The sequence below is a fragment of the Leptospirales bacterium genome, from assembly GCA_019694655.1.
Classification (GTDB): domain Bacteria; phylum Spirochaetota; class Leptospiria; order Leptospirales; family Leptonemataceae; genus SSF53.
This window is the reverse complement of sequence record JAIBBN010000010.1, coordinates 48685-71479: the sequence shown is the minus strand read 5'-3', so window position 1 is coordinate 71479 and position 22795 is coordinate 48685. Positions and strand designations below refer to the sequence as shown.

The following is a 22795-nucleotide window of genomic DNA, read 5'->3' as shown; positions in this document are numbered from 1 at the left end:
GTGATCCAGTCGCCGCTTGGGCGACAGAATCCAGATAACTAGCCAGAATGCCGCAGTTCTTCCGCCGTTTGCAGCGAAGGCGCCAGAAAAAGCAGATAGAGCATCGCCGCCAGGGCCCCCGCGGCGCTCCAGAGCAGACTCCATTCGGCGCCAAAGAAGCGCCAGATCGCCGCCGCCGTGGCGCTGGCCGCAATTGCCAGCAAACTCTGCAGGGCATTGGCGCTGCCGATGGCCGTGGCGCTTTCCGTGGCCGGAACCAATCGACTGATCCAGGCCTTGGCCAGGCCCTCGGTGGAGGCGGCGTAAATGCCATAGACCAGCATCAGCGCCGCAAAATGCCAGAGCTCAAAGGCCAGCGGCATGGCCCCATAACAGCAGGCAAAAAGAACAAGGCCAAAACAAAAAACGCCGCGAAAACCAAAGCGATCAGCCGCCAGCCCTGCCGGAAATGCCGCAAGGGAGAAAATCACATTGTAGCCGATGTAAGCCCAGAGCGTTTCTGTGTCGCTCAGTCCGCGCGTTTTCATAAACAGCAGCAGCAGCGCATCGGAGCTGTTGAAGGCCGCAAAGAGCAGCAATCCAGTCAGCAGACGACGATAGGCGGTCGGCGCCTGTCGCAGATAGCGCAGGAAGTCCGCCAGGCCCGGACGCTTCCGGGACGGCGCGCGTCGCTCGCCAATGAACAGGGTCAGCGCCACGGCAGCCAGGCCGGGAACAAAAGCGATCAAAAAGAGCAAACGATACTGTCCGGCGAGGCGCTGCAACAAGAGCAGCGCCAGCAGCGGCCCGAGCACGGCGCCCGCTGTATCCAGCGAGCGATGAAAACCAAAAACTGTGGCGCGCGTCTCGGGCGAAGAGTAGTCGCTGAGCAGTGCGTCGCGCGCCGCCGTGCGCAGACCCTTGCCAATGCGATCCGTCGAACGCGCCAGAAAAATCCAGCCTGCCGCTGCCGACAACGCCAGCATTGGCTTGGAGATTGCACTCAAGGCGTAGCCAAGGCGTACAAAGGGCGTACGGCGACCGACTGCATCCGACACGGCGCCAAAATATCCCTTCGAAATTCCAGCAATTGCTTCGGCAAAACCCTCCAGAACGCCAATGAACAGTACGCTGTAGCCAACCGCTCCCAGGTAAAGCGGCATGACAGGATAGAGCATCTCGCTGGCTACATCGGTAAAGAAACTGACCAGCGAAAGAATCAAGATGGGACGGGAAATGGCTGCAAACATCCGCAAAGGCATGGCTTACTGGTCAAGCATTGACAGTATGCATCAGATGTTCCGGATAACGCAGGCCGGCAACGGCCTGTAGCGGAAAGGCCTCATTGATCTGCTTGAGATCGGCGGCGCTCAATGAGAATTGCAGCGCCGCCGCGTTTTCTTCCAGGTGATTGCGGCGCTTGGCCCCGGGGATGGGAATGACATCGGCGCCCTGCGCCAGGGTCCAGGCGAGGGCCAATTGCGCCGCAGTACATCCGCGCTTGCTGGCCAGCTCGCGCACGATATCGACCAGCTTGAGGTTTTTCGCAAAGTTCTCGCCCTGGAATCGGGGCGAGTGCCGGCGATAATCTTCGGCCGCAAAATCCTCGGGCGAACGGATGGCGCCGGTCAGAAAGCCGCGTCCCAGCGGGCTGTAGGCAACCAGCGCCGCGCCAACCTTACGACAGGCTGCCAGTACGCCGCTTTCCAGAGGATCGCGCGTCCAGAGCGAAAATTCGGTCTGGACCGCGGCAATGGGATGGATACACGCCGCGCGTTCGATAGTCGCTGCTGAGGCTTCGCTGAGTCCAATCCAGCGCACCTTTCCAGCCTGAACCAGCTCGGCCATGGCGCCGATCGTATCCTCAATGGGCGTCTTCGGGTCGACGCGGTGCTGGTAGTAGAGATCGATATGGTCGGTCCCCAGACGCTTTAAGCTTGCATCACAGCAGGCGCGCACATAAGCCGGACTGCTGTCCAGGCCGCGGTCCATCGGATTCGATGACTTGCGCACGATGCCAAACTTGGTAGCCAGAAAGAAGCGCTCGCGCCGCCCCTTCATCGCACGCCCCAGCAGCTCTTCGTTGGTATGAGGGCCGTACATGTCGGCGGTATCGAAGAGGGTGACGCCCAGTTCCAGGGCGCGATCGATTGTCGCCAGCGATTCGACGTCGTCGCGCTGGCCATAGAAGTCGGTCATGCCCATGCAGCCAAGGCCAAGGGCCGAGACCTTTGCGCCGCTTGTTCCCAGTGATCTCAGTTCCATCGTCGTCTCTCTCCTGATTTTCGAAGCGACCGCCGACCGCAGCGGCGACATGCTGGTCAGCTATGTCGTCGCGCATCACGCACGCCAGCATATTCAAAGAAGCCTGGCCGATCATTCTGGCCAGCGCCTCGACGCCGCTCCTGGGATTTGTGGACGTTGCCGTCATAGGACGTACGGGGGACGCCGTCGCGCTGGGGGCCATCGCTCTGGGCGCGCTGCTGTTTGCCTTTCTCTTCTGGGGATTTGGCTTCTTGCGCATGGGCGTCACCGGATTTGTTGCCCAGGCCCATGGCGCCGGACGCCACGCAGAACTGCGCGCTGCCGTTTTCAGGGCGCTGCTGTTGGCCCTGTTTTTTGGCATCGTCCTGCTGGCGATGCAACTTGCGATTGGCGCGATTGCTTTTCGTCTCTTTCACGCCTCCAGCGGCGTGGAGGCAGTGGCGCTGCGCTACTTCCAGATGCGCATCTGGAGCGCGCCGGCTGCGCTTGGCGGCTTTGTGGTAATGGGCGTCTTCATCGCACTGGGTCGTAGCGCGCTGGTGTTGCTGGTGCAGCTTTCGCTCAATGTGATCAACGCCCTTCTGGATATCTACTTTGCCGGCCTACTGCAGCAAGGCGCCGCCGGTGTAGCGCTGGGTACGGCGATTGCCGAGTGGACTGCTTTTCTGCTTGGGCTTGTCCTGCTCTGGCGCCTTTTAAAACGCATCGACGCGGCCCCTTTCTGGCCCCTGGACTGGAAGGCGATTCTGGAAAAGCGCGCTCTGTTGCGCACGCTCAGCGCCAACGGCGATATCATGCTGCGCACACTGGCCTTGATTGGCGGCTTTGCCTGGTTCGCCGATCGCAGCGCCGCCGCCGGCGATGCTGTGCTGGCGGCCAATCATCTGCTATTGCAATTTCTGGGCTTCAGCGCCTTCTTTCTGGACGGCTTTGCCTATGTGGCCGAGGCCCACGTCGGCGCCGCCATCGGCGCGGGCGACCGCCTTCGATTTCAACTGGCAGTACAGCGCAGTTCAGAGCTGGCAGCGGCCAGTGCAGCCTTGCTGGCAGCGGGGATCTTCTTTGGGGGCGATTCGATCATCGCCTGGCTGAGCGCCAATGGCGAGATACGGCGCGTTGCCGGCGCTTCGCTGCCGCTGGCCGCGCTCTACGTCTTGCTGGCATTTGCGGCCTTCCAGCTGGATGGCATCTTCATCGGCTCCTCGCGGACCAGGCAGATGCGCAACGCATCGCTGGCTTCGGTTAGCCTGTTCATTCTGCTGAGCCTGTGGTCCCTGCCACACTATGGCAATCGCGGCCTGTGGGCGGCCTTCATCGGCTACGTCCTTTTGCGAGCTGCGACGCTGCTATTCTACTACCCGGCCGTCTGGCGCCTTTTGCAGTCGCCCGCCGGTCGCGAGCGCTAGTTTTTTTGTTGCCAAACTGACCGCACAGTCATTTAAGTATTTCGTAAATGACCCAACAGTCAGTTATGAAAATTTCAGTTCGCCGGGCGGGTCTGGCGCTGCTGCTGGCTGCAGGCCTGAGCTGTTCCTCGACGCCCGATGCGGCGGAGGACGCTATGCCTGCTACCATTGAGAGCGCTTTTCAGATTATTGAACTGCCCACAGCGCGTCTGGCCTACGCCAGTTTCGGCGAGGGTCCGCCCATCGTCTTGCTGCACGCCGCCGGCCACGATCGACACGACTATGATGCCATCATCCCCGAGCTGGCGCGCAAGCATCGCGTGCTGGCGCTCGATTGGCCAGGCTGGGGCGATTCTCCGGCCCTGACCGCGCCCGAAGAGAGCAGCGCCATGCTTTATGCACGACTGCTGGCCGAGTTTGTCGCAGCGCTCGATCTGCCGCCAGCGATCTTCATCGGCAATTCGGTGGGCGGCTATGCAGCTGTGCGCCTGGCGCTGGATCATCCGCCGCGAGTACGCGCGCTGGCGTTGGTCAACAGCGGCGGCTTCTCGGATACCGGCTTGTTTGCTCGCAATTTCGTGCGATTGCGTGGTCGGGAATGGTTCAACAGCGCTACATGGAATCTATTTCCCGGCTACTACACCACAAGCCGCAATGCTCAGAGCCTTGCCATGCTGTCGCGTCTGCGCGATTCCGAGACGGAGTCGCGTGTTGCGGCGCTTGCTGCTATCTGGCGCAGCTTCAATGAGGCTGAACACGATCTACGCCAACGAGCGACGGCCGTGCATACGCCGACTCTGCTCTTGTGGGGCGAACGAGATCCAGTCATTGGCATTGATGCCGCAGAGGCGGCGGCCGCTGCCATCCCTGGCGCGCGCCTCGAATTATTGCCCACCGGTCACGTCGTCTTTGTAGAAGCGCCGCAACTTTTCCTGGACCGACTTCGTCCCTTTCTCGATTCTTTGCCATGAGTCGAACCAGCGGTCCGGCAACGCGCAGCGCACTGATCCAGGCGGGGCTGCGTCTGCTGGAGAAAGGCGGGCTGGCAAAATTGAGCGTCGATGAAATTGCCCGTCGCGCCGGCGTTGCCAAGGGCACATTCTATGTGCATTTCTCGGACCGCACCAGCTACCTGCTTGGAATCCATCGCGACTTTCACGAGCAGCTGAAATCGAGAATTCTCCAGGAAATTTCCGCGCTGCTGCCGGGACGCGAACGATTGTTGCGCGGCGCCACAGTGTATCTGGATGCCTGCCTCGAAGGTCGAGCCGTCAAGGCGCTGCTCTTTGAAGCGCGCAGCTCTCCGGAGTTGCGCGCCGAGGTGGAACGACGCAACGCCAGTTTTACGCAGCTGGCGGCGACGGACTTTTCGGCCATAAATTCGCTGAATCTGGACGCCGCTGGCGGCGAGGCCTGCGCTCGTCTCTTTGTAGCGATGTGTGCTGAGACTGCGCTGGCCGAATTGAACGCCGGGCGACCATTGCCCGAATTACGCGCCGCGCTGGAATTGCTGACGCCGTTGGCGCCGGCATTGCGCCCTTCGCAATCAACCGGAGGACGAGTTCGTAATCAGCGATAGCGCACAAACGCCGTCGGCAGTTCGCCGAGGTTATCTCCCAGCTGTGTTATATTTTCATAGCCAAGCTGGCCGACGCCTGCGGCGCCCCAGCACTGAACGCTGGAATCGATAAGCATCACACAAGTAAAAAAGCCGCCAGTCGCGATCTGGTAGACCGCGCCGCTGACGGGTGTGGCGGCCGGCGGCACATCGCCTGGCGCCCCGCCGTGGTTGACAGCATCGCCGCGTCCCAGTTGTCCGTTGGAATTGAAGCCCCAGCACGTCAGGTTGCCGCTGCGCATCGCTGCACACATAAAAGCGCTGACGCCGGAACTTCCAAGGAAGGAGGCTGCGCCGCCAAGATTTACATCGGCCGGCGGCATCTCGCCGGGATTATCGCCAATGCTATTGATGTTGCCATAGCCAAGGGCGCCATTTACGCCATCGCCCCAGCATTTGACAGCGCCGGTTTGCAGAATTGCACAGTTGCTGCCCTGACTGACCGCCAGCTGGGCGACAGCGCCGCCAAGGTTTATGGACGGAGGCGGCATTTCACCGGGATTGTCGCCCAGATTGGTTATATTGCCCTGGCCAAGCTGTCCTGCCGAATTCTGGCCCCAGCATTTTACTGACCCGCTTGCAAGCAGAGCACAGGTATGACCTCCTCCGCCGCCAATGGCAACGGCCGCCTCGCCCAGCGGAACATCGGGGGGCGGCATCTGTCCGGGGGCCACGCCAATATCAGTCGTCGAGCCCTGGCCAAGCTGTCCCTGGGCAGCATCGCCCCAGCACTTTACGGCGCCGCCCAGCATCAAGGCGCAACTATGCGAGGCGCCCAGGCTCAGCTGGATGGCGATGCCGCCAAGCGGCGTGATGGCCGGCGGCATTTCACCGGCATTGTCCCCAATGGTGGCTATGGCGCCCACGCCCAACTGGCCTTGATCATTCAATCCCCAGCAGCGTACCGTTCCATCGACCATGATGACGCAAGTATGGAAGTTGCCGGCGGCAATCTGGCGAACCGCTCCGCCCAGCGGCAGCGGCGGCGGAGGCATCGTTCCTGCTGCAGCGCCGATATCTGCCAGGGCGCCGTTTGCGGCGTTCAAGGCCTGACCCCAGCAGCGTACAATGCCGCTGCTTTGCAATGCACAGGTGTGGCCGCCGCCTGCAGTCAGCCTGTACTGGATGGGCGCGTAGGCCAGAAGCACGGCAGGATTGCATTCCAGATCGGAGGCGTTGCAGTCGGGATCGCCAAATAGCGATGGCAGGCAGGCGCTCAGGACGAATAGCGGCAGGAAGGCGACGATGCGCGACACAGCGTCATGTCAAGGCGGGGGCATTGGCCGGGTAGTAAAAAATCACAAACTACAAATAAGTGATGCGGCTGTTCAGCTTCCAATGAGTACAGGCAGGCGGCGAGCGCCCCAGTCGCCGGCTTTGTTTTCGAATCGTCCGGGGATCTTGCACCCACAGCTGTTGCAAGCTCCGTCGAGAATCCTGTAAGAAAGAATTCGGTAGCGGTCTCGCTGAATGACCGTGGAAGCACATTGCGGGCAGCAGGTCGCATCGCCTTCGAAATCAGAAACATTGCCTGTGTATACAAAGCGTAAGCCTTGATCGATTGCAATGCGGCGCGCTCGACGCAAGGTCGCCAGCGGCGTCGGCGGAAAATCCCTCATTTTGAAGTCTGGATGAAATGCAGTGAAATGCAGCGGGATTTCTCGCCCCAGATTGCGTTCGATCCAGGCCGTCATCTGTTGCAGTTCGCTGTCACTGTCATTGAGGCCGGGAATCAGCAACGTGGTAATTTCCAGCCAGGTCTTGCCGCCATGGGCAATATGGCCAAGGGTATCCAGCACTGGATGCAGCGCAGCAAGCGAGTACTGTCGATAGAACGTTTCTGAGAAACCTTTGAGATCAATATTGGCCGCATCAAAGCTGTCAAAAAATTCGGCGCGAGCCGTTGGACTGATGTAGCCAGCGCTGACCGCAACCGAGGCCAGGCCCCGCTGCCGACAGGCTTCCGCCACATCCATGGCGTACTCGGCAAAGATTACTGGATCGTTGTAGGTGCAGGCGACGCTGCGGGCGCCATGGTAGGCGGCGTAGCGAGCGATCTGCTCAGGAGCGGCGTGATCGAGCAGCCTTTCTTGTTCGCGCACCTTGCTGATATCCCAGTTCTGACAGAACTGGCAGCCCAGATTGCAGCCCACCGTGCCAAAGGAAAGTACTGAAGTGCCGGGCAGGAAATGGTTGAGGGGCTTCTTCTCAATGGGATCCAGGCAGAAGCCGCTGGAGCGGCCGTAGCTATTGAGCGTCATGCCATCCGGGCCTGCTTCACGTACGACGCAGAAGCCCTGCTGTCCGGGCCGCAGCGTGCAGGCCCGCGGACAGAGTTCGCAAAGCAGACGGCCGTCAGCCTGTTTCGACCACCAGCGCGCCGGTCGCCGCCCTTCGGTCTGTCGCCCGGCGCTCATTGCGCGGCCTCGCATTTATGTGCGGCAAATCGAAACAGGCGATACTCGCTGTCTGGCGCAATGCCGGCCTTATTCAGAACGATGCGCAGTTGTTCGGCCGGGTCATTCAGACCTTCAATTTCGGGCAGCAGCACGCCGCGACGCGAAGCCTGTTCCACGATAACGCCAAAACGCAAGGGATCAAGATCGCCGAAACGACAGGCCTGTGGTTGCTCCAGCAACGAAATCTCCAGCTCCAGAGATGGCAGCTCCTCGCTTTGCAGGGCTGGAAAGCGAGGGTCCGAGAACGCGGCTTTGATTGCAGTGCGCTCGGCGGCGGCGCCCAGGTCTCCCTTGATTCCGCCCAGTTCGCCAATGCAGCCGCGCAGCTGGCCGCTCTTGCGCAGCGTGACGAAAATACCATAGATGTCTGAAGCTTCAATGCCGCTGCGCTTATGCACAGCGCTCGTTTCTTTCTGCAGCGCTCCCTCAATTGCCTGCCGCGCAAGAGCAAGCAACCTGGACTTTTGCGCCGGTGACAGCTGCACTGCGCTCATTTGCCAGCTGCCGCCGTCTTCAAAATGGCAATCAAGTAGCCGACTCCAAAGGGACCCTCGTAGGACAGTACGCGTCCCTCCTGCATGGCGTCGCAGGCGCCCAGCGCAACAGTAAGTGAATCTATAACATCTTCGCCGGCCAGTTGTCGAAGTTGCGCATCGACATGGACCGCGCCGGATAGATCTCCGCGTTCCAGAGCCCGGCAAACAGCAAGATCAAATTGTTCCGCTTGCGGATCGAAACCGGCCGGCGCGCCAGGCTTCAAGCGATGGCTCATATCGCCGGAGGCGATGAGGCAAAGCGGCTGATTCAATTCCTCTTGCAAGCGACGCAGGGTTCGGCCCAATTCCAGCAGTTCTTCGGCAACGGCATGCATTCGCAAGCCCAGGATCAATGTCGGACCGCTCCAGCCTGCTTCACAGAGAAAATGCAGGGGCACCAGGGCGCCATGATCCATCTTGCTGCTGCCCAGATTGCGCACCGGCAGCGAATCTCGCGCGGCAAGCCGCGTCAGACGCATTGCTGCTTCAGGCGCTCCGGCCGTCTTTACTCGTAGCTGCGGAAAACCAAAGGCTGCAAAATCTCCGGCGCAGGCCGTTTCGCCAAGCAGGGCAAAGGCATCCGGCAGGCGCGGCGTGTGTGGTGAAACGATGATGCAGAGCTGCGGCGAAGCTGCTATCATTGCCCGCGCCGCCTGCCGCATGGCGCTGGTCGTCGCCGCCACCTGGCCGGCGCGATCGCCGGCAATTTCCGGGGCCACGATCGGCGCGTGGCACATCAGGCAGGACACAAGTCTGGCAGCGGAGGCGTCCATGGGAACAGCCAGATCCTATTGGACGGCGCCGATTTGCGCAAGTCGTACACTTTACAGTTTTTTTACGGCGGAATGGCAGGAACCGGCGTCTACGGACAGTTGCGTTCGGGCATCGCTTGAATCCAGCGTGCAATCAGCGCAACCGCCTCGCGGTGTACCAGGGCGCGACCCAGTTGTGGCATCATTGCCCCGGGTTGGTCTGTCGCCATGCGGTAGTGCAGAATTGACAGCTCCGGATGTCCGGGTACGATGTCGTAGGTCAATCCGCCGCCGCCCTTGCCGGCCGAGCCAGGCGTTTTGCAAAGCCCCAGCCGCGAGGCGTCATTTTCACTGTGGCTAAGAATCAACTTTGAATTCAGGCCTGCAGCGGCGTTGTCGCGATGGCAGTGAGCGCAATTGGCGTCCAGGTAATCGCGTGCGCGCTCAGCAACGGGCTGTGACTCGTCGGCGTAGTTGCTTGCTGCCGGAATCCCAAACCAGGGCAAGCCGACCAGCAGCTGCAAACGTTTGAGCCGCTGCAGCGTGTTTTCGACGCCCTCCGCATAGGCAAAGTCGCGATTGATATTGCGGGCGCGCACGCCGATCGGTACAATGATCTGGCGGCGTCCTTCGTATATTTGATGGCAGGAACCGCACTGATTGCGGCTGGGGACCGAATAGTTGAAATGTACTTTGTTTCCGTCGGCGTCGATAAAATCGATCGGCGTTGTCAGGCCGCCGGCAGCCTGTGTAGCATCGCTTTGATCGGCGTTCCAGACATAGGGAACGGCAACCCAGCCCGTTGGCTGGCGAATGAGCAACCGTGTTTCGATGCGCCGAACGCGCTCCTGTGGCCGACGAAAATCAGCCGGAAACGAAAAGGTCTTTGTGATGATCGTGCCAACGGGCATCGCAAAAATAGTATCATCCGCGTACTGCATTTGAGCGCCGGCCGGGATATGCAGCGTCCGATATTTGAGCGCGTAGTCGGAAAAAAGCGGCGTGTTCAAATCGTAAGCGACGGCCGTGGAAACCGGCTGCAGAACGCCGCGTTCCGCCTTTTGAAACAGCCCGTACTCCGACAAGCGTTGGTGCAGGGGGGTGGGCTGCGGGTCCGGATTGGGCCGGGCGGCTGGCGTGCAGCTCAGGCCGGGCAACAAAAACAGCGATAGCGCAAGCAACGCCGCAAGCGCGGGACGGCGGTCCATTTCAGGGACCCGGCGCATTTACTGCAACGCCGCTGGCAACAAAGCCCTCGCACTGAAAACCGGCCGGCGCCTGGCCGCCATAGAGTTCCGCCGCTGCCGCCGTCCCCTCGTAGTAGATCACCTCCCCTTTTCGGATTGCATTGCTGATGGTTGCATCCGTCGGCGACTCAGAGTTCTGCAGCAGAGCTGGAAAATTCATATCAATCAGCGAAGGAGTCTGTCCGCTATTGTTGCGCAGACAGATCCCGTTTTCGTTGCCCGGATGGTTCCCAAAATAAGTGGTCATCGTCAGAATGGTGCGGCCGTCATCTACGCCATCGTAAAGGACATTGGCCATGGGCAGCGCCGCCTTGCCGGCTTCTGCTCGCTGCCGATTGAGTTCGGACAGCAAGAGCGCCGTTAGCAATCCAAGCGGGCGATTGGCCTCGTCCGTGCGGCCATTGTCGACCGAGGTTCCCGAGCCGCCTTTGAAGACGTTGTCATGGATATAGATGTCGTGTGCGCGCCAGTTGTTCATCGGCCACTGACTGAAGTCCGGCGTCTCGGAAACCAGTCCATTGACAATGGCAAGGTCCGTGGTGTTGTTGTTTGCAAAACTGTTGGCATATACTTCCACCTCGCGCGTAGCAGTAAGGATCAGGCCGACGCCAGCCGGAACCGATTTTACAATTCCGGCGCTGCCAAAATTGTCGTTGTTGTTGTTCTCGATCGTATTATGATGCATGCGAATGTTTCGAGAGACGATGGTATTCTTGTTCAAGTCATAGGACAGCATTCCGCCGGTGTTATTGCGAACTGTATTTTCATAGACATCGGCGTTCACGGTATTTTCTATTTCCAGGCCCATTACATTGTGTTCGGCGCGATTGCGTCGGACAATTGCATTGATGCATTGACCAACATAAAGCCCGGCGTCGGAGGCGTAATAACTTTCGGTATTCTGCAGCAGGACGTTGACCACGTTCACCGGATAGACGCCATAAGCGCCGTTGTTGCTGCGCGCCGCACCCTGTGTAGCGGACCAGGTGACGCGGACATTGTCGATCACAAGGTTCTCAGAAAGCCGCACCTCCAGTCCGTTCTTGGGGCTATCGAGTATCGTCAGGTCGCGGATTGTAAAAGAACTGGCCGCTTCCACATCGACGCCGTTGACATTGCCAGCGCCGACGAAGCGCAGCGTGGTTGCGGTCTTGCCAGCGCCCTTCAGCATTACGCCGTCGACGCCATTGATGGTGAGCGCATTGTTCAGCACAAACGTTCCAGCGCCCAGTTCGATGGTGGTGCATTCATTCAATGAGTTCAAGGCAGTTTGCAGCTGCTGGATCTGAGATGCGGCGAAACGCAGTCGCGTTGTCTGTTTGCCGACGCAATAGGCGGCCGTATCGGTGAAACGTTCTGGATAAACAGCCTCCGTTGATTTTTCGCCGCGGCTCAAGTAGAAGCCGATGGCTACAAAGATTGGGATATCGATCAGGATCGCCAGTAGAATGATTCGCTTGCGCTGCGCCATGAATCCCCCCGAAGGCCTTTGCCAATTTCAGTCCGAATCTGGCGGGGGTCAACGGGCAGGGCAAGCGATGCTAAGATTGCCGCCAAAAAAAAGGCAAGGACTTGCAAGGGAGCTATGCCTGAGCGACGACGGCGATGCATCCTGAAATCAGAGGGAAAGCAGATGACCCCGTCTCCCACCGCTCAATCGCCGATTGCTCGCGACCCCTTCAGCGGAGCGCAGATCCGTATTGGCGTGATGGGTTCGGCTGGCGGCGAGTTTGAGGACGAGGTGCGCCATCGTTGCCGGGCGCTGGGTCGCAGTATCGCAAAGCATGGCTGCTGCTTATTGACCGGCGCCTGTCCTGGATTGCCCCATGAGACTGCCCTCGGCGCACACAGCGTTGGCGGCCGGATTCTGGGCATCAGTCCAGCCAAGCATCTTCGTGAACACGTCGAACGCTATCACAGTCCCTACCGCGAGTACGACACTCTGATCTATACCGGTCTGGGATCGATGGGACGCGAACTGATCAATATTCGCAGCAGCGACATTGTGCTAATTGTTTCCGGTCGTTCGGGCACGCTGGGCGAGTTTGCCATCGCTTTTGAAGAAGGTAAACTAATCGGCGTACTGCCAGACAGCGGCGGCATTGCTGATATCCTTCCCGAAATCGAGCAGCGCCTGATGAAAGATACCGGCGCCCAGGTCGTCTATGACGCTGATCCGGCAATGCTGGTGGAGCGGGTTCTGCAGCGCTATCTGGCAAACGGCTATACACATCCCCAGAATCCTCGCGACTCCGGTTGAAAGATGGCCTGCGTTTGAAAAAGAGCTGTGACCGCTGCGATCGAACGCATTCCAAAGAGGCGTGCGCGCCCTCCATTCTCTGAAGCCTGCCGCCGAATCTGCGCCAGCCGCTTCGATGCCGGAGATTGCCTGTCTGCCCTTCGACGCTGCGGCCCTTGCTTGCCTGCAGCGCGATCGCTACTATCGCATTTTACTTCTACAAAGCGGCGACCTGGAGGCGGTCTGCAACTCGGGTCGTGCAAAGGTTCGTGCGCCGGCCTTGCTTTGCCTGTCGCCGTATCAATTTTTTGAGTTTCGAAAACTTCGAGAGCCTGGCGGCCTGGAGCTGCGCTTTCTCCCCGATTTTTACTGCATTGAAATGCACCACAATCGCATTTCTTGCAGCGGTATACTCTTCAACTCGCCTCTGGCCCCTCCCGAGTTGCGACTGAACGCCGATGAGGCCGCGCAATTCGCGGCGCTCTTTGACGAGCTTCGCGCCGAAGCAGAGCGCGGCGGCGAAAGCCAGGCGGCCATGCTGCTTTCCTATCTCAAGATTATCATCATCCGGGCGACGCGCATGAAAAGCAATTCGGCGGCCGCCTGGAGTCTGCGCCAGCCGGACCACCTGATCATCGAACGATTTCGACAATTGCTGGAAGAGAGCTACTGCCTGCCGCATTCCGAGAGTCGCTTTGCCGCACAGTTGCAAATGCCGGCGACAGGCTTTCGTCGCTTTCTGCAGCGGCATTTTGGCCGCACCCTTGCTCAGTTACGGCGGGAGAGGGTGATGCTTGAGGCGCGGCGCAAACTTGTGCTCAGCGACCTGCGCGTGCAGGATGTCGCCCAGGCTCTGGGCTTTGAGGATCCCTTCTATTTCAGCAGAGCGTTCAAGAAGCATGCCGGAATGGCCCCGGAGGATTTTCGCCGCCGCTACCTGAATGGCTGAAAAGTCCATGCATTGGTTGGAACAGTCCATTCCGTTTCGCCGCCCTTCAAGCTAAGCTTTTGCCATTACCCAGGAGGAATGGGATGAGCAAATTTGCTGTGGTGCTGATGAGCGATACCGAGGGCGGCGAAGCGCTGGGACGCGCTGTAAATGCAATCAAGGCCGTCGAGGAGATGGTCAAGGCTGGCGCGGAAGTGCAGTTGATTTTCACCGGCGCGGGCACGAAGTGGATCCCGGAACTGCAGAAGTCCGACCACCTTTTGCACTCTGCCTTTATGAATGTGCGCGGAACAGTGAAAGGCGCCTGCGCCTTTTGTGCGCGTGCGTTCAATATGGAGGAGCATGCCACGAAGTCCGGTATTCAGCTACTGGCTGAATTCGAGCAGAACATGAGCTACTTGAAGTTGGCCAAGGCCGGATTTACAATCCTGACTTTTTGAACAAGCCTCAGGCCTGGAGTTCCGCTTCTTCTGTCGGACTCCGGGCCTTTCGCCGGCGATAGATCAGCCAGGCAAGGACCGCAAAAATTGCGCCGCACAGTGCGCTTTCGTTGGTGGGCGAAGCCAGAAACGCCATAGGTTGCAACAGGCGCAGGTAGCCATCAAGATAGAGCGGCAGGCTCAAGGCGTTGACCATGTTGTGCAACACAAAGACCGGCCAGACGGATCCGGTCCAGAGGCGCAGTTCGCCAAAAAACGCCGCAGTCGGGATCAGCACCAACATGCCGTTGAAAAGAAAGGCAGGCAGGCTGAGATGAATCGTATTCAACACCGCCCGCATCTGATCGCGATCGAGGATCTCGTAGTAATAGGGCAGATGCCAGCTCATCCAGATCAAAGCAGTGAGCAAGTGGTTCAGCCAGGTCGGCGCACCGGCTGCTTGCAAGCGCGGAGTAAAGTAGCCGCGCCAGGCAAATTCTTCAAAGAGGTTCTTGAAGCTGACTGCAAGAAACATCGCAGCACAGCTTTGCAAGAAAAGCCAAAGCCCGCGCTCGCTGAAGACGACGGGGTCCAGGAGCCCCAACGCGATTCCGCCCAGCAGCAGCGCGCCGAAGATGATGGGATAGCTGAAGAGCGCCAGCACGTAGGCCGGCCATGTTGCTCGCAGCCGCAGCTGAAAACCGGCGTCCTTCCAGCCATCGCCGCCAAAAGCGCGCAGCAAGAGCCCGGCGCCGGCCGGGGCAGCCAGCCAGAGCAGCGCCGCCGGGCTATTGGCCACAGGGCCATTTCCGTCGGCCAGGTGAAACAGCGCCAGCGCCAGCCAGCCTCCGCCGGCGGAGGCGACGGCAACAATGCAAAGGTTGCGAAGGCTTCGATTGATTGGCATGGCGTTGCCGATTTTGCTCGGCCGAGGTCAGCGCTCTGCAGTCGACAGCTGCAGGCAAGCAAAGCGCGCTTGCTACACCCAGGTTCCATTTGCTAAAGCGGCTTGCCGGTCGAAGGCGCTTCTGGCAATTCGACCGCAGCGGTCGCCACAGCGGCGTTTCGCAAGGCGGCAGCTTGATGAGAAAGTTCCTGGCAGTGCTTCTGGCAAGCGTATGGATCAGCATCTCTGAATTTGTGCGCAATGAATTCTTGCTAAAATCCTACTGGCTGGATCACTACGGAGCGCTCGGCGTTGTTTTTCCATCTGCGCCGATCAATGGGGCGGTCTGGGGATTGTGGTCGCTCTGTTTGGCCATCGCCATTTACTTTGTATCTCGTAAGTTTTCGCTGCGTCCGGCCGCCTTACTGTCCTGGTTCTTCGCCTTCGTCATGATGTGGCTGGTCGCCGGCAATCTCGGCGTCTTGCCGGCGACGATCTTGCCTTTTGCGATTCCGCTGAGCCTGCTGGAGAGCTACGTCGCCTGCTGGATCGTACTGCGAGTAGCGCCGGCGGCTTGAGCGCAGGCAAGTCTAGTTGGCCGCAGCGACGGCAGACTGGCCCTCGCGCAAGAACTGCTGCAGCAGTTTCAAGTCCTGGGCAATTGCATCGGCGATGGTCTCGGATAGCAGCTCCCCGTTTTCGTTGAAGTTGGGGCGGGCCAGCTGGATCGAGCGATCGTGGACGATGCGTGCGCCGATGATCTTCAGCGTTGGCAGCAAGGCGAGGCGCGCTTGCTGAGCGCCGGAGGGCGAAGCCATCCAGACCAGCGTTGGTTTGTCGGTGAATTCGCCGGAGGATACGATCCAGTCCAGGGCGTTTTTGAAAGCCCCCGGAACGCCATGGGCGTATTCCGGGCAGGAGACGATAACGCCATCGGCCCTGCCAATTCTGGCCCGCAGTGCAGCGACTGCCGGCGGCGGAGTGGCGCCCATGCCATCGAGATCTGGCGAAAATGCCGGCAGCGCTGCTATTTCCTGGGCGCAAACATCGAATTGAAACTCGGAACTCATCCCTGCAGCGGCGCGCAACAGCGCTCCGTTTGTAGATTCGGTGCGGATACTTCCGCTCATTCCAAGAATATTCCAGATTGATTTCAACTTAATATTCCTCGGCTATGTGTGGCGTTTCAGGGTCTTCGTCAGGGAAGACTCCCGACGATTGCCAGCAAGGAGATCATTGCGCAAAGCGGCGAATAAAAAAGCGTATCGTTGCGCGCAAAGCGCGTGTGACGCACCTTCTTGAAGAAGCCCAGCATCCGAAAATCGCCAATTGCTCGCAAGAGGAAGACCAGCGCTACGGCGCGCAGGCCCCAGAGCGAGACGCTGCGAAACTCTGCAACGAAGCCAGCGGCGGCGGCCGCGCAAAACGCCGCCGCCAGCAGCGCCGCCGCGACCAGCAGGGTGGCGCCGCGTCCGGGATTCATTGTGGGCCGGCCCTCGAACTCGGGGACGACGCCGCTAAAGTCGCCTGCTCCGCGGATTGCCCAGAAGATATGAATCCCGGACAGCAGCAACAGTATGGCCGAGCAAATCAGTGCAGCAACTACATTGTAAGGCACCTTGCCAGCGCCGCGATTCGGCCCTGGACGGTCATGCAAATTTTCTATTGCAGTTTGCCCTGGCAGCAGTTATAGAAGATCCGTCGCCGGCTTCATCATGCCATCGCCTCCTGATCAAGAAGCGCTGCAGCGCTGGTTTTCCGATCTGCTCGGCCCGCTCGATTCCCAATGGATTGCCAGACTTGTCTTCTGGTCTGATGCACGCGCCTGCTACGGCTGGCAGCTATGTGCCAGCGGCATTGTGCTCGCCTCGCCAGACCCAGAAGAACGTCTGAACGATTCCAGTGCGGGCCGTCTTACACTGGAAGTTCAGCTGGCGGCGGCAGAGTGCAATGCGCTGTCAGCGGCGGCAGACGCGCTGCATGCAATTGCTCCGCTGCAGCGTATTGACGTCGATCATCGGCCCTCGCCGGGCAAGGGCTTGTTACTGCTGGAGTTTTTTGGCGGCAGCAGCCATTTGCTGGATGCCTATGCCCTCGAACAATTTTTTCCTGAAGAGCGGCGCGGCGCGCTGCTTGATTTCTTTTTTGATGTAGAACGTCGCTTTTTTCCGGAGTTGGGCGCTCAACTTCACGCGCTGAGTTCTCCGCTGGCGGCGCTGTCGATCGATGAACTGGCGGGCTTGCTTGCCGATCAAACCGATGGCGCAGTGGCCTTCCTGTATCGGCATCTTCCAGCTCGAAATCTACGCCGCTACCTGGACGGTCTGCCCGAATCGCAAGCGCGTGTGGTGCTGGAGCGCGCCGCCAGCCTGGCCAGGCCGGACCCGGATTCGCCAGTGTTGCGGGCGATGGAACGCGCCCTGCTCAATCGGCGCAGTCGCGGCGCCAGAGTAGAAGGAGGACGCCGATGAACATGCAGCGCTGGGGCGGCATTCTATTGCTTTGCATCGCAATTGGCGGCAATCTCATTTTTCGAAGCGTGCAGAATATGATCTGGATCTGTCATCTTTCGGCGCTGCTTTGCGGTCTGGGACTGCTCGTTCGCCACAATCTGGCTGCTCAGGTTGGCGGGTTGTGGCTGACAATTGGCCTCGGCGGATGGCTGGCGGACGCGATCAGCCATCCGCAGGCCTACGACAGCGTCTCGTGGATTATGCATTTCAGCTACCTGACTGGCGCGGCAATTGCGCTGCTGCGCCTGCCGGTCCGACGCAGTATGTGGCTGGGGGCCATTGGCTGGTATTTGTTCGCCCAGGCCCTGGCGCGTCTTTTTGGCGACGCTTCCGAAAATGTCAATTTCGCCTTTGCGATCTGGCCCTCCTGGCGCAGCAGTTTTGAACGCTATTTGTCCTTCTGGTTGTTTTTTCTGGCCGCAGCGGCGGCAATTGCCCTGGCTTCCAATCTTCTGCTGTTGGCGCTGCAGAGTCTCGGATTTCCCTCCTGGAGAGAAAAAGTACGATGAATGCCTCGAAACTATATTTCACGTTACTGTTATTGCTTCTCATGTTTATGACGGCCCCCATCAGCTGCGCCTTTCGCCGGGCGCGATTGCCAATTACCGATCGCGAGCAGTGGAGAACGCTGGAACACGGCAACCGCCAACGGCGCTTCCTGCTGCATCTTCCTTCTGGCGCCCCGCCCGCCGACGGTCGACCCTTGCTCTTTGTGCTGCATGGCGGCGGCGGCACGGCCGAGCACACCCGCACGCTTACCCGCGGTCGCTTTGAAACTCTGGCCGACGCTGGCGGCGGGATCATTGTCTATCCGGAAGGAGTCGAAAAGGGATGGAACGACGGACGCGTTGATGTACGGGCACTGGCCCATCGCGAGAACATCGATGATGTCGGCTTCTTCCAGGCAATGATTGAAGTTTTAAGCGTCGAATTCCCCGTCGACCGTCATCGTATCTATGCCACGGGCATTTCCAACGGCGGCTTCATGAGTGTGCGTCTGGCCTGTCAGGCGCCGCAGTTTCGCGGGGCCTTTGCGGTAGCAGCGCAGCTTTCGGCGGATCTGGCGCCCAACTGTCATCCACGACCGGCGCTTGACATTGGCATCTATGTTGGCATGGACGATCCGTTGGTGCCGTATCGAGGCGGCCAGGTGCGCGTCTTCGGCACGGAGCGCGGCGTTGCTTTGCCCGCCGAAGAGAGCTTCCAGTTTTTTCTGCGCAGCAGCGGATGCAGCGCCGGTGCGCCGGAAACGCCAATCCCTGACGCCGATCCTGAAGATAGTACTACTGCCTTCGTACGACGCGGCGAAGGCTGCAGCGGCGGCGCAGTTGTAGAGCTCATTCGCGTCGTTGGCGGCGGTCATACGTGGCCGGGAGCGATGACCTACTTGCCGGAGATGATCGTCGGCCGCACCAGCCGGGACTTCAGCCTGTCCGATCGCATCTGGGCGATCATTCAGCGATCGCGAACGTCGACGGAATGAAGAGTGCGTCGAAAGGCTGCCGCTTCGGACAGCAGCACGCCGCAGAATACTGTAACCGCACCAAGTAATTCTCGACTGCCAGGACGCTCCAGACCAAGGGCGGCGGCATAGAGCAGCGTAAACACCGGTTCCATTGCAAAAATGACGCTGGCTCTGGCTGGCGTCGAAAGCGGCTGGTAGCGCATTTGTAAGTAGACAACAATCAGCGCGCCCGGTACGGCCAGATAGAAGATGGATAACAGCAGCGCTGGCGAGGCTTCGAAGTTCGCGTTCTCCAGCAGCGCCAGCGGCGCCGCCAGCAGGCCAACCGATGCGCTCTGGACAGCCGCCAGTGCGCCCTGCGTCTCTGGCGCGCTCCAACGATCCACGCCAACAATATAGAAGCTGAAGGCCAGGGCGCAGCCAAGAGTCAGCCAGTCGCCACGGTTCCAGCCAGGCGCATCGCCCGGCGCCGTTAGCAGATAGAGGCCGGCAACTACAACCAGGATGCCAGCTAAAGTCGTCCAGGCCGGGCGTTTGCCAAGCAGCACAAGCGACAGAAAAGGAGTGAAGATGATCAGGGCATAAGTAAGGTAAGCGGAGCGCGAAACGCTTGTGTACTGCAGACCGAGGGTTTGCAGCCCAAAGCCGATACAGAGCGCCAGACCCAGCGCAAAGCCGCGCCGCACTACAAGCAGATTGGCCGCAGCGAGCTGTCGCCAGAAGATCAGGCCAAAGAGCGCTGCGGCGACGCCAAAACGGAGCGCCACCAGGAGCCAGGGGCTGCAGTACGGCAGCGCAAATTTTACCGCCAGGAAGGTTCCGCCCCAGATGACCGTGCAAAGAAGGAGCATGAGCTCCGCTGTGAGATTGAATCTCATTTAAGTCCTGAGCTGTGCGCTCTGACAAGTACCTGACACCTTTGTGTGCAGGCCATGTTTAAATAAGATGTCGAGTTGTGACTCGACGCGATCTGTGCGATGAATCACTTCGGGGCCATTGTTCTCAGTTTTGAAGAGGTGGGCGACCTGGGCGAGCTTTCGCCCTGGAAGGAAGCGGATGCGGCACAGCTCTGTGGCCGGCTGCGCGCCCTGGCCCCGCTCAGCGGCTTTGTTTTCCTTTCTACCTGCAATCGCGTTGAGGCAATCTATACCCTCGACGATCCGGGCGCGCACACTCATTTTGCCTTTGAGTTTCTGGCGCAGATGCCGCCGCTGCGCGCTGGCCTTCGTCCGCAGTTTCTGCACGGTCAGCAGGCCGTTCGCCACCTGATTCGGCTCGCTGCCGGCCTTGAGTCGATGGCCCTCGGCGAGACCGAGATCCGCGCCCAATTGAAGTCGGCCTTTGAGCAAGCGCCGGCTCTCGACAAGCGTCTGCGTTTGCTCTTCCAGCGCGTCTTTCGCGAATCGCGACGCATCCGCGCCTCGATTCCACTTGGGCAGCTTCCCGTATCGATTGCGGCGCTGGCCGCGCGTCGTTTGCACGAACTGATGGGCGATGACGCCAGCGGAGCGCGTCGCGCCGCAGTGGTGGGCTCGGGGCCAATGAGTCGCCAGTCGGCCCGTTACCTGGCCAAGCAGGGCTATCGTATTCTGCTGATCAACCGCAGTAAAGAAAAGGTCGCCGACCTGTTGCGCGATCTGTCGGCGGAGTATCTCAGCTTTGATGACTTTTACGCCGATCCAGGGCGCGCCGGCGCTCTCAGCGCTCTGGTGACGGCAACCTCGCGCGAAGATGCGTGGCTGGATCGCGCCCTTGCCGAGCGCATGTTACAGGCCCGTCGTCCCGCCCTGACCGGCGCCGCTTCGGGAAACGCTCCTGGTCCGGACGGCGCGGGCCTCTGCCTGGTCGATCTGGCGGTGCCGCGCGACGTCGATCCGGGCGTGGAGCAACTGGAAGAAATTCGCGTCATCCACATGGACGGCATGCGCGCAGAACTGGAACACAATCGCAGTCGGCGGCGGCAGGCGGCCGAGGCCGCCGATCGCATGATCGACAAGAATCTGCTGTTGATGGAAGGACAGATGATTGCGGCCCTGGCGGCGCCGGTGATGAGCTCGCTGCAATCGCAGGTGCGCGAACGCTCGCGTGCCCATCTGGACGACTTGCTGGAAGGCAGACTGAAGCACCTGAGCGCTCGCGATCGCCGCCTGCTCTATAGCTGGGCGATCCAGGCCAACCGCGATCTCAATCGACTGCACGGCGACGGATTGGCGGCAATCTTGCGTCACTACTATGGCGCAGCGGGCGCTGCGGAGAACGACGGCGAGTCGCTGAATTGAAGCTGGTACTGGGTACGCGCGGCTCCGATCTGGCGCTGGCGCAATCGCGGCGCGTTGCCGCCCTGCTGAGCGCCTTGCCGGAAGCCCCGGAAGTTGAAATTCGCATCATTCAGACCAGCGGCGACCGCATCATTGACCGCTCGCTGGCCGCCGCCGCCGAAATGATCGGCGGCGATGCCAAGGGGCTGTTCACCAAAGAGCTGGAGGATGCGCTGCTGTCCGGCGCAATTGATTTTGCTGTTCACTCTTACAAAGACATGCCATCGCTGCAGCCGCCCGGATTGTCGATTCGCTCCGTGCCTGAGCGCAGCTATTGCGAGGACGTCATAGTATTTCTGGCTTCGAAGGCGGCGCGTGGTGTCGCTCCCTTTGTTGCAGCCGGGGCGACTCTGGGAAGCTCCAGTGCGCGGCGCCGCGCGCTGGTGCAGAGTTACTTCCCCGATCTGAAGCTTGTTGATCTGCGTGGAAACGTCCCGACGCGCATCAAGAAGCTGACGCACGCCGACGGACCGGACGCCATTTTGCTGGCGCGCGCCGGTCTGGAACGGCTGCGCGCTGTCGGCCTGTTTGAACGCGATCCAGAATTACAGGATATCTTTCAACAATTGCGTATTGAATCGCTTGATCCGCGCGCCATGCCGCCGGCGCCAGCGCAGGGTGCGCTGGCCATCGAATGCCGCAGCGCAGATCGATCCACACAGTCCTGGCTGGATCGCATCCACAACGCCGCCGCGCTGCAAAGCGTGGAGCTGGAGCGCGCCCTGCTGGCCAGGCTGGAGGGCGGCTGCCACCTGCCGCTTGGAGCACACGCGCGCATCGATGGCGGGAGTTCCGTGCAGCCGCTGCAACTCTTTGCCTTTCTGGGCGCCGAGGCCGCCGACAATCGCTTGCGTCGTTCGCGCTGGATCAATCGCGGCGGCCGTCATGCGACGGACCTGGCGACTGCGGTCGCTGCCGAATTTCGCGAGACGCGGCCGCTGCTGCTTACAGGGAAGCGTCAGCGCATCGCCGAGATTCAAGCGGCGAGGCCCGGCGCTTCGATTCTCGCTTTGCCCTTGCTGGAGACTGCGCCGCTACGCGAAAACTTTCGCCCCTTGCAAACAGAGCTGTCGGACTGGCTGAGCGCAATCGGCGGCGAAGGAATGCTGGCAGCCTTCAGCGCAAGCGGCGTCGAGGCCTTTGCTGAATTCTGTTCTACAATCGACGCAGCAAGCCTTGCCGCCCTGCCGCAACGCTGGGCGGTGGTGGGCGCGCATACCGAAGCGGCAGTCGCCCAGCGCTTTCCAAAAGCGCACATTGTTGTGCGCAGTCCCGATGGCAGCGGTCGGGCCCTGGCCAGCGAACTTCTGAAATCAGGCCTTCCGCCGTCCGTACTGGCTCTCTCCGCTGAACGCGGACGCGAGGATTTCTACCAGTTGCTGCAAGACAAGACGCAGATGCTTCGACTGCGTCTCTACGAGACGCGATCGGTTGAGGCGCCGGAGCATTTTTTCCAATCGCTTCCGGAACAGCTGCACGTCCTCTTTGGCAGTCCGTCGGCAGTGAAGGCCTACTTCGAGGCGGAGGAGAGGCAGGCCGCTGCTGAGGGGCGCAGCGATTGGCTCCAGGCCTATCTGCGACAGCATCGCACCTGCAATGCAATTGGTCCGACTACGGCGGCGGCCCTGCGGGAACGCGGACTGCCTTGCTATGCTCAGGCCGCCGAAGCCGACTACGCGATGCTCTGCGATGAGTTGTCGGGAGCGCTGGACTCCCGGCCAGTGTCTTTTGAGGATTAAGTTCA

The 22795-nt window shown here is 60.3% G+C and carries 24 protein-coding genes; 12 read left to right on the top strand and 12 right to left on the bottom strand.

All coding sequences use genetic code 11. The features are described 5' to 3' along the window. Positions 1 to 38: 38 nt before the first annotated feature. Entirely contained in the window at positions 39 to 1229 is a 1191-nt protein-coding gene (locus K1X75_13515; protein ID MBX7059079.1) for an MFS transporter, read from the bottom strand. Positions 1230 to 1251: 22 nt separating this feature from the next. Beyond that, complete coding sequence (locus K1X75_13510) at positions 1252 to 2244, bottom strand: aldo/keto reductase (GenBank protein ID MBX7059078.1); 993 nt, start codon at positions 2242 to 2244, stop codon at positions 1252 to 1254. Between the two features lie 62 nt (positions 2245 to 2306). Here K1X75_13510 and K1X75_13505 point away from each other — a divergent pair, with 62 nt between their 5' ends. From K1X75_13505 to K1X75_13495, 3 genes are all read left to right on the top strand, one after another. Continuing rightward, entirely contained in the window at positions 2307 to 3650 is a 1344-nt protein-coding gene (locus K1X75_13505) for an MATE family efflux transporter (GenBank protein MBX7059077.1), read from the top strand. A 65-nt stretch (positions 3651 to 3715) separates the two neighbouring features. Continuing rightward, a complete protein-coding gene (locus K1X75_13500) occupies positions 3716 to 4621 on the top strand; it encodes an alpha/beta fold hydrolase (protein MBX7059076.1) in 906 nt (301 codons plus the stop codon). Continuing rightward, on the top strand, positions 4618 to 5229 hold the full coding sequence (locus K1X75_13495; GenBank protein ID MBX7059075.1) for a TetR/AcrR family transcriptional regulator: 612 nt from the start codon (positions 4618 to 4620) through the stop codon (positions 5227 to 5229). The genes K1X75_13500 and K1X75_13495 overlap by 4 nt, the downstream gene beginning before the upstream one ends. On the opposite strand, the gene K1X75_13490 is transcribed toward K1X75_13495, so the two are convergent. The 6 genes from K1X75_13490 to K1X75_13465 all read right to left on the bottom strand — a co-directional run bounded on the left by K1X75_13490 (position 5220) and on the right by K1X75_13465 (position 11733). After that, a complete protein-coding gene (locus tag K1X75_13490) occupies positions 5220 to 6524 on the bottom strand; it encodes a hypothetical protein (protein MBX7059074.1) in 1305 nt (434 codons plus the stop codon). The two genes, K1X75_13495 and K1X75_13490, sit on opposite strands and share 10 nt — an antisense overlap. Positions 6525 to 6596: 72 nt before the next feature. Then, on the bottom strand, positions 6597 to 7685 hold the full coding sequence (gene amrS, locus K1X75_13485) for an AmmeMemoRadiSam system radical SAM enzyme (protein MBX7059073.1): 1089 nt from the start codon (positions 7683 to 7685) through the stop codon (positions 6597 to 6599). After that, complete coding sequence (gene amrA, locus K1X75_13480; GenBank protein ID MBX7059072.1) at positions 7682 to 8221, bottom strand: AmmeMemoRadiSam system protein A; 540 nt, start codon at positions 8219 to 8221, stop codon at positions 7682 to 7684. The genes amrS and amrA overlap by 4 nt, the downstream gene beginning before the upstream one ends. Continuing rightward, positions 8218 to 9036, bottom strand: coding sequence for a hypothetical protein (locus K1X75_13475; GenBank protein ID MBX7059071.1), 819 nt, complete (start codon positions 9034 to 9036; stop codon positions 8218 to 8220). The genes amrA and K1X75_13475 overlap by 4 nt, the downstream gene beginning before the upstream one ends. 89 nt (positions 9037 to 9125) lie before the next feature. Then, positions 9126 to 10223 carry a hypothetical protein gene (locus tag K1X75_13470; GenBank protein MBX7059070.1) on the bottom strand — a complete coding sequence of 366 codons (1098 nt, stop codon included), beginning with the start codon at positions 10221 to 10223 and terminating at the stop codon, positions 9126 to 9128. 1 nt (position 10224) lies between these two features. Then, positions 10225 to 11733: a right-handed parallel beta-helix repeat-containing protein gene (locus tag K1X75_13465; GenBank protein MBX7059069.1), complete on the bottom strand. Its 1509-nt coding sequence runs from the start codon at positions 11731 to 11733 to the stop codon at positions 10225 to 10227. Between the two features lie 162 nt (positions 11734 to 11895). On the opposite strand from K1X75_13465, the gene K1X75_13460 reads away from it, so the two are divergent. The 3 genes from K1X75_13460 to K1X75_13450 all read left to right on the top strand — a co-directional run bounded on the left by K1X75_13460 (position 11896) and on the right by K1X75_13450 (position 13890). Beyond that, positions 11896 to 12522, top strand: a complete 627-nt coding sequence (locus tag K1X75_13460) for a hypothetical protein (GenBank protein MBX7059068.1) — start codon at positions 11896 to 11898, stop codon at positions 12520 to 12522. A gap of 61 nt (positions 12523 to 12583) precedes the next feature. Beyond that, entirely contained in the window at positions 12584 to 13450 is an 867-nt protein-coding gene (locus K1X75_13455) for an AraC family transcriptional regulator (protein ID MBX7059067.1), read from the top strand. Positions 13451 to 13533: 83 nt separating this feature from the next. Then, positions 13534 to 13890: a hypothetical protein gene (locus tag K1X75_13450; GenBank protein ID MBX7059066.1), complete on the top strand. Its 357-nt coding sequence runs from the start codon at positions 13534 to 13536 to the stop codon at positions 13888 to 13890. Positions 13891 to 13897: 7 nt separating this feature from the next. Here K1X75_13450 and K1X75_13445 read toward each other — a convergent pair whose 3' ends face one another. Beyond that, complete coding sequence (locus K1X75_13445) at positions 13898 to 14776, bottom strand: CPBP family intramembrane metalloprotease (protein MBX7059065.1); 879 nt, start codon at positions 14774 to 14776, stop codon at positions 13898 to 13900. A gap of 176 nt (positions 14777 to 14952) precedes the next feature. Here K1X75_13445 and K1X75_13440 point away from each other — a divergent pair, with 176 nt between their 5' ends. Further along, positions 14953 to 15333, top strand: coding sequence for a hypothetical protein (locus tag K1X75_13440; protein MBX7059064.1), 381 nt, complete (start codon positions 14953 to 14955; stop codon positions 15331 to 15333). A 12-nt stretch (positions 15334 to 15345) separates the two neighbouring features. On the opposite strand, the gene K1X75_13435 is transcribed toward K1X75_13440, so the two are convergent. Next, positions 15346 to 15885 carry an NAD(P)H-dependent oxidoreductase gene (locus K1X75_13435; protein ID MBX7059063.1) on the bottom strand — a complete coding sequence of 180 codons (540 nt, stop codon included), beginning with the start codon at positions 15883 to 15885 and terminating at the stop codon, positions 15346 to 15348. Between the two features lie 68 nt (positions 15886 to 15953). Then, entirely contained in the window at positions 15954 to 16373 is a 420-nt protein-coding gene (locus K1X75_13430) for a DUF3995 domain-containing protein (protein ID MBX7059062.1), read from the bottom strand. A 97-nt stretch (positions 16374 to 16470) separates the two neighbouring features. On the opposite strand from K1X75_13430, the gene K1X75_13425 reads away from it, so the two are divergent. The 3 genes from K1X75_13425 to K1X75_13415 are packed head-to-tail and all read left to right on the top strand — an operon-like array spanning position 16471 to position 18751. Beyond that, positions 16471 to 17226, top strand: coding sequence for a hypothetical protein (locus K1X75_13425; protein ID MBX7059061.1), 756 nt, complete (start codon positions 16471 to 16473; stop codon positions 17224 to 17226). Further along, complete coding sequence (locus tag K1X75_13420; protein MBX7059060.1) at positions 17223 to 17777, top strand: hypothetical protein; 555 nt, start codon at positions 17223 to 17225, stop codon at positions 17775 to 17777. The genes K1X75_13425 and K1X75_13420 overlap by 4 nt, the downstream gene beginning before the upstream one ends. Next, on the top strand, positions 17774 to 18751 hold the full coding sequence (locus K1X75_13415; GenBank protein MBX7059059.1) for a hypothetical protein: 978 nt from the start codon (positions 17774 to 17776) through the stop codon (positions 18749 to 18751). Before K1X75_13420 ends, K1X75_13415 begins: the two co-directional genes overlap by 4 nt. On the opposite strand, the gene K1X75_13410 is transcribed toward K1X75_13415, so the two are convergent. Beyond that, complete coding sequence (locus tag K1X75_13410) at positions 18724 to 19611, bottom strand: DMT family transporter (protein MBX7059058.1); 888 nt, start codon at positions 19609 to 19611, stop codon at positions 18724 to 18726. The genes K1X75_13415 and K1X75_13410 overlap by 28 nt on opposite strands. Before the next feature lie 99 nt (positions 19612 to 19710). Between K1X75_13410 and K1X75_13405 the strand changes: the two genes are divergently transcribed. Together K1X75_13405 and hemC are read left to right on the top strand one after the other, a co-directional pair. Continuing rightward, positions 19711 to 21012, top strand: coding sequence for a hypothetical protein (locus K1X75_13405; GenBank protein ID MBX7059057.1), 1302 nt, complete (start codon positions 19711 to 19713; stop codon positions 21010 to 21012). Further along, positions 21009 to 22790: a hydroxymethylbilane synthase gene (gene hemC / locus K1X75_13400; GenBank protein ID MBX7059056.1), complete on the top strand. Its 1782-nt coding sequence runs from the start codon at positions 21009 to 21011 to the stop codon at positions 22788 to 22790. The genes K1X75_13405 and hemC overlap by 4 nt, the downstream gene beginning before the upstream one ends. Positions 22791 to 22795 lie beyond the last annotated feature (5 nt).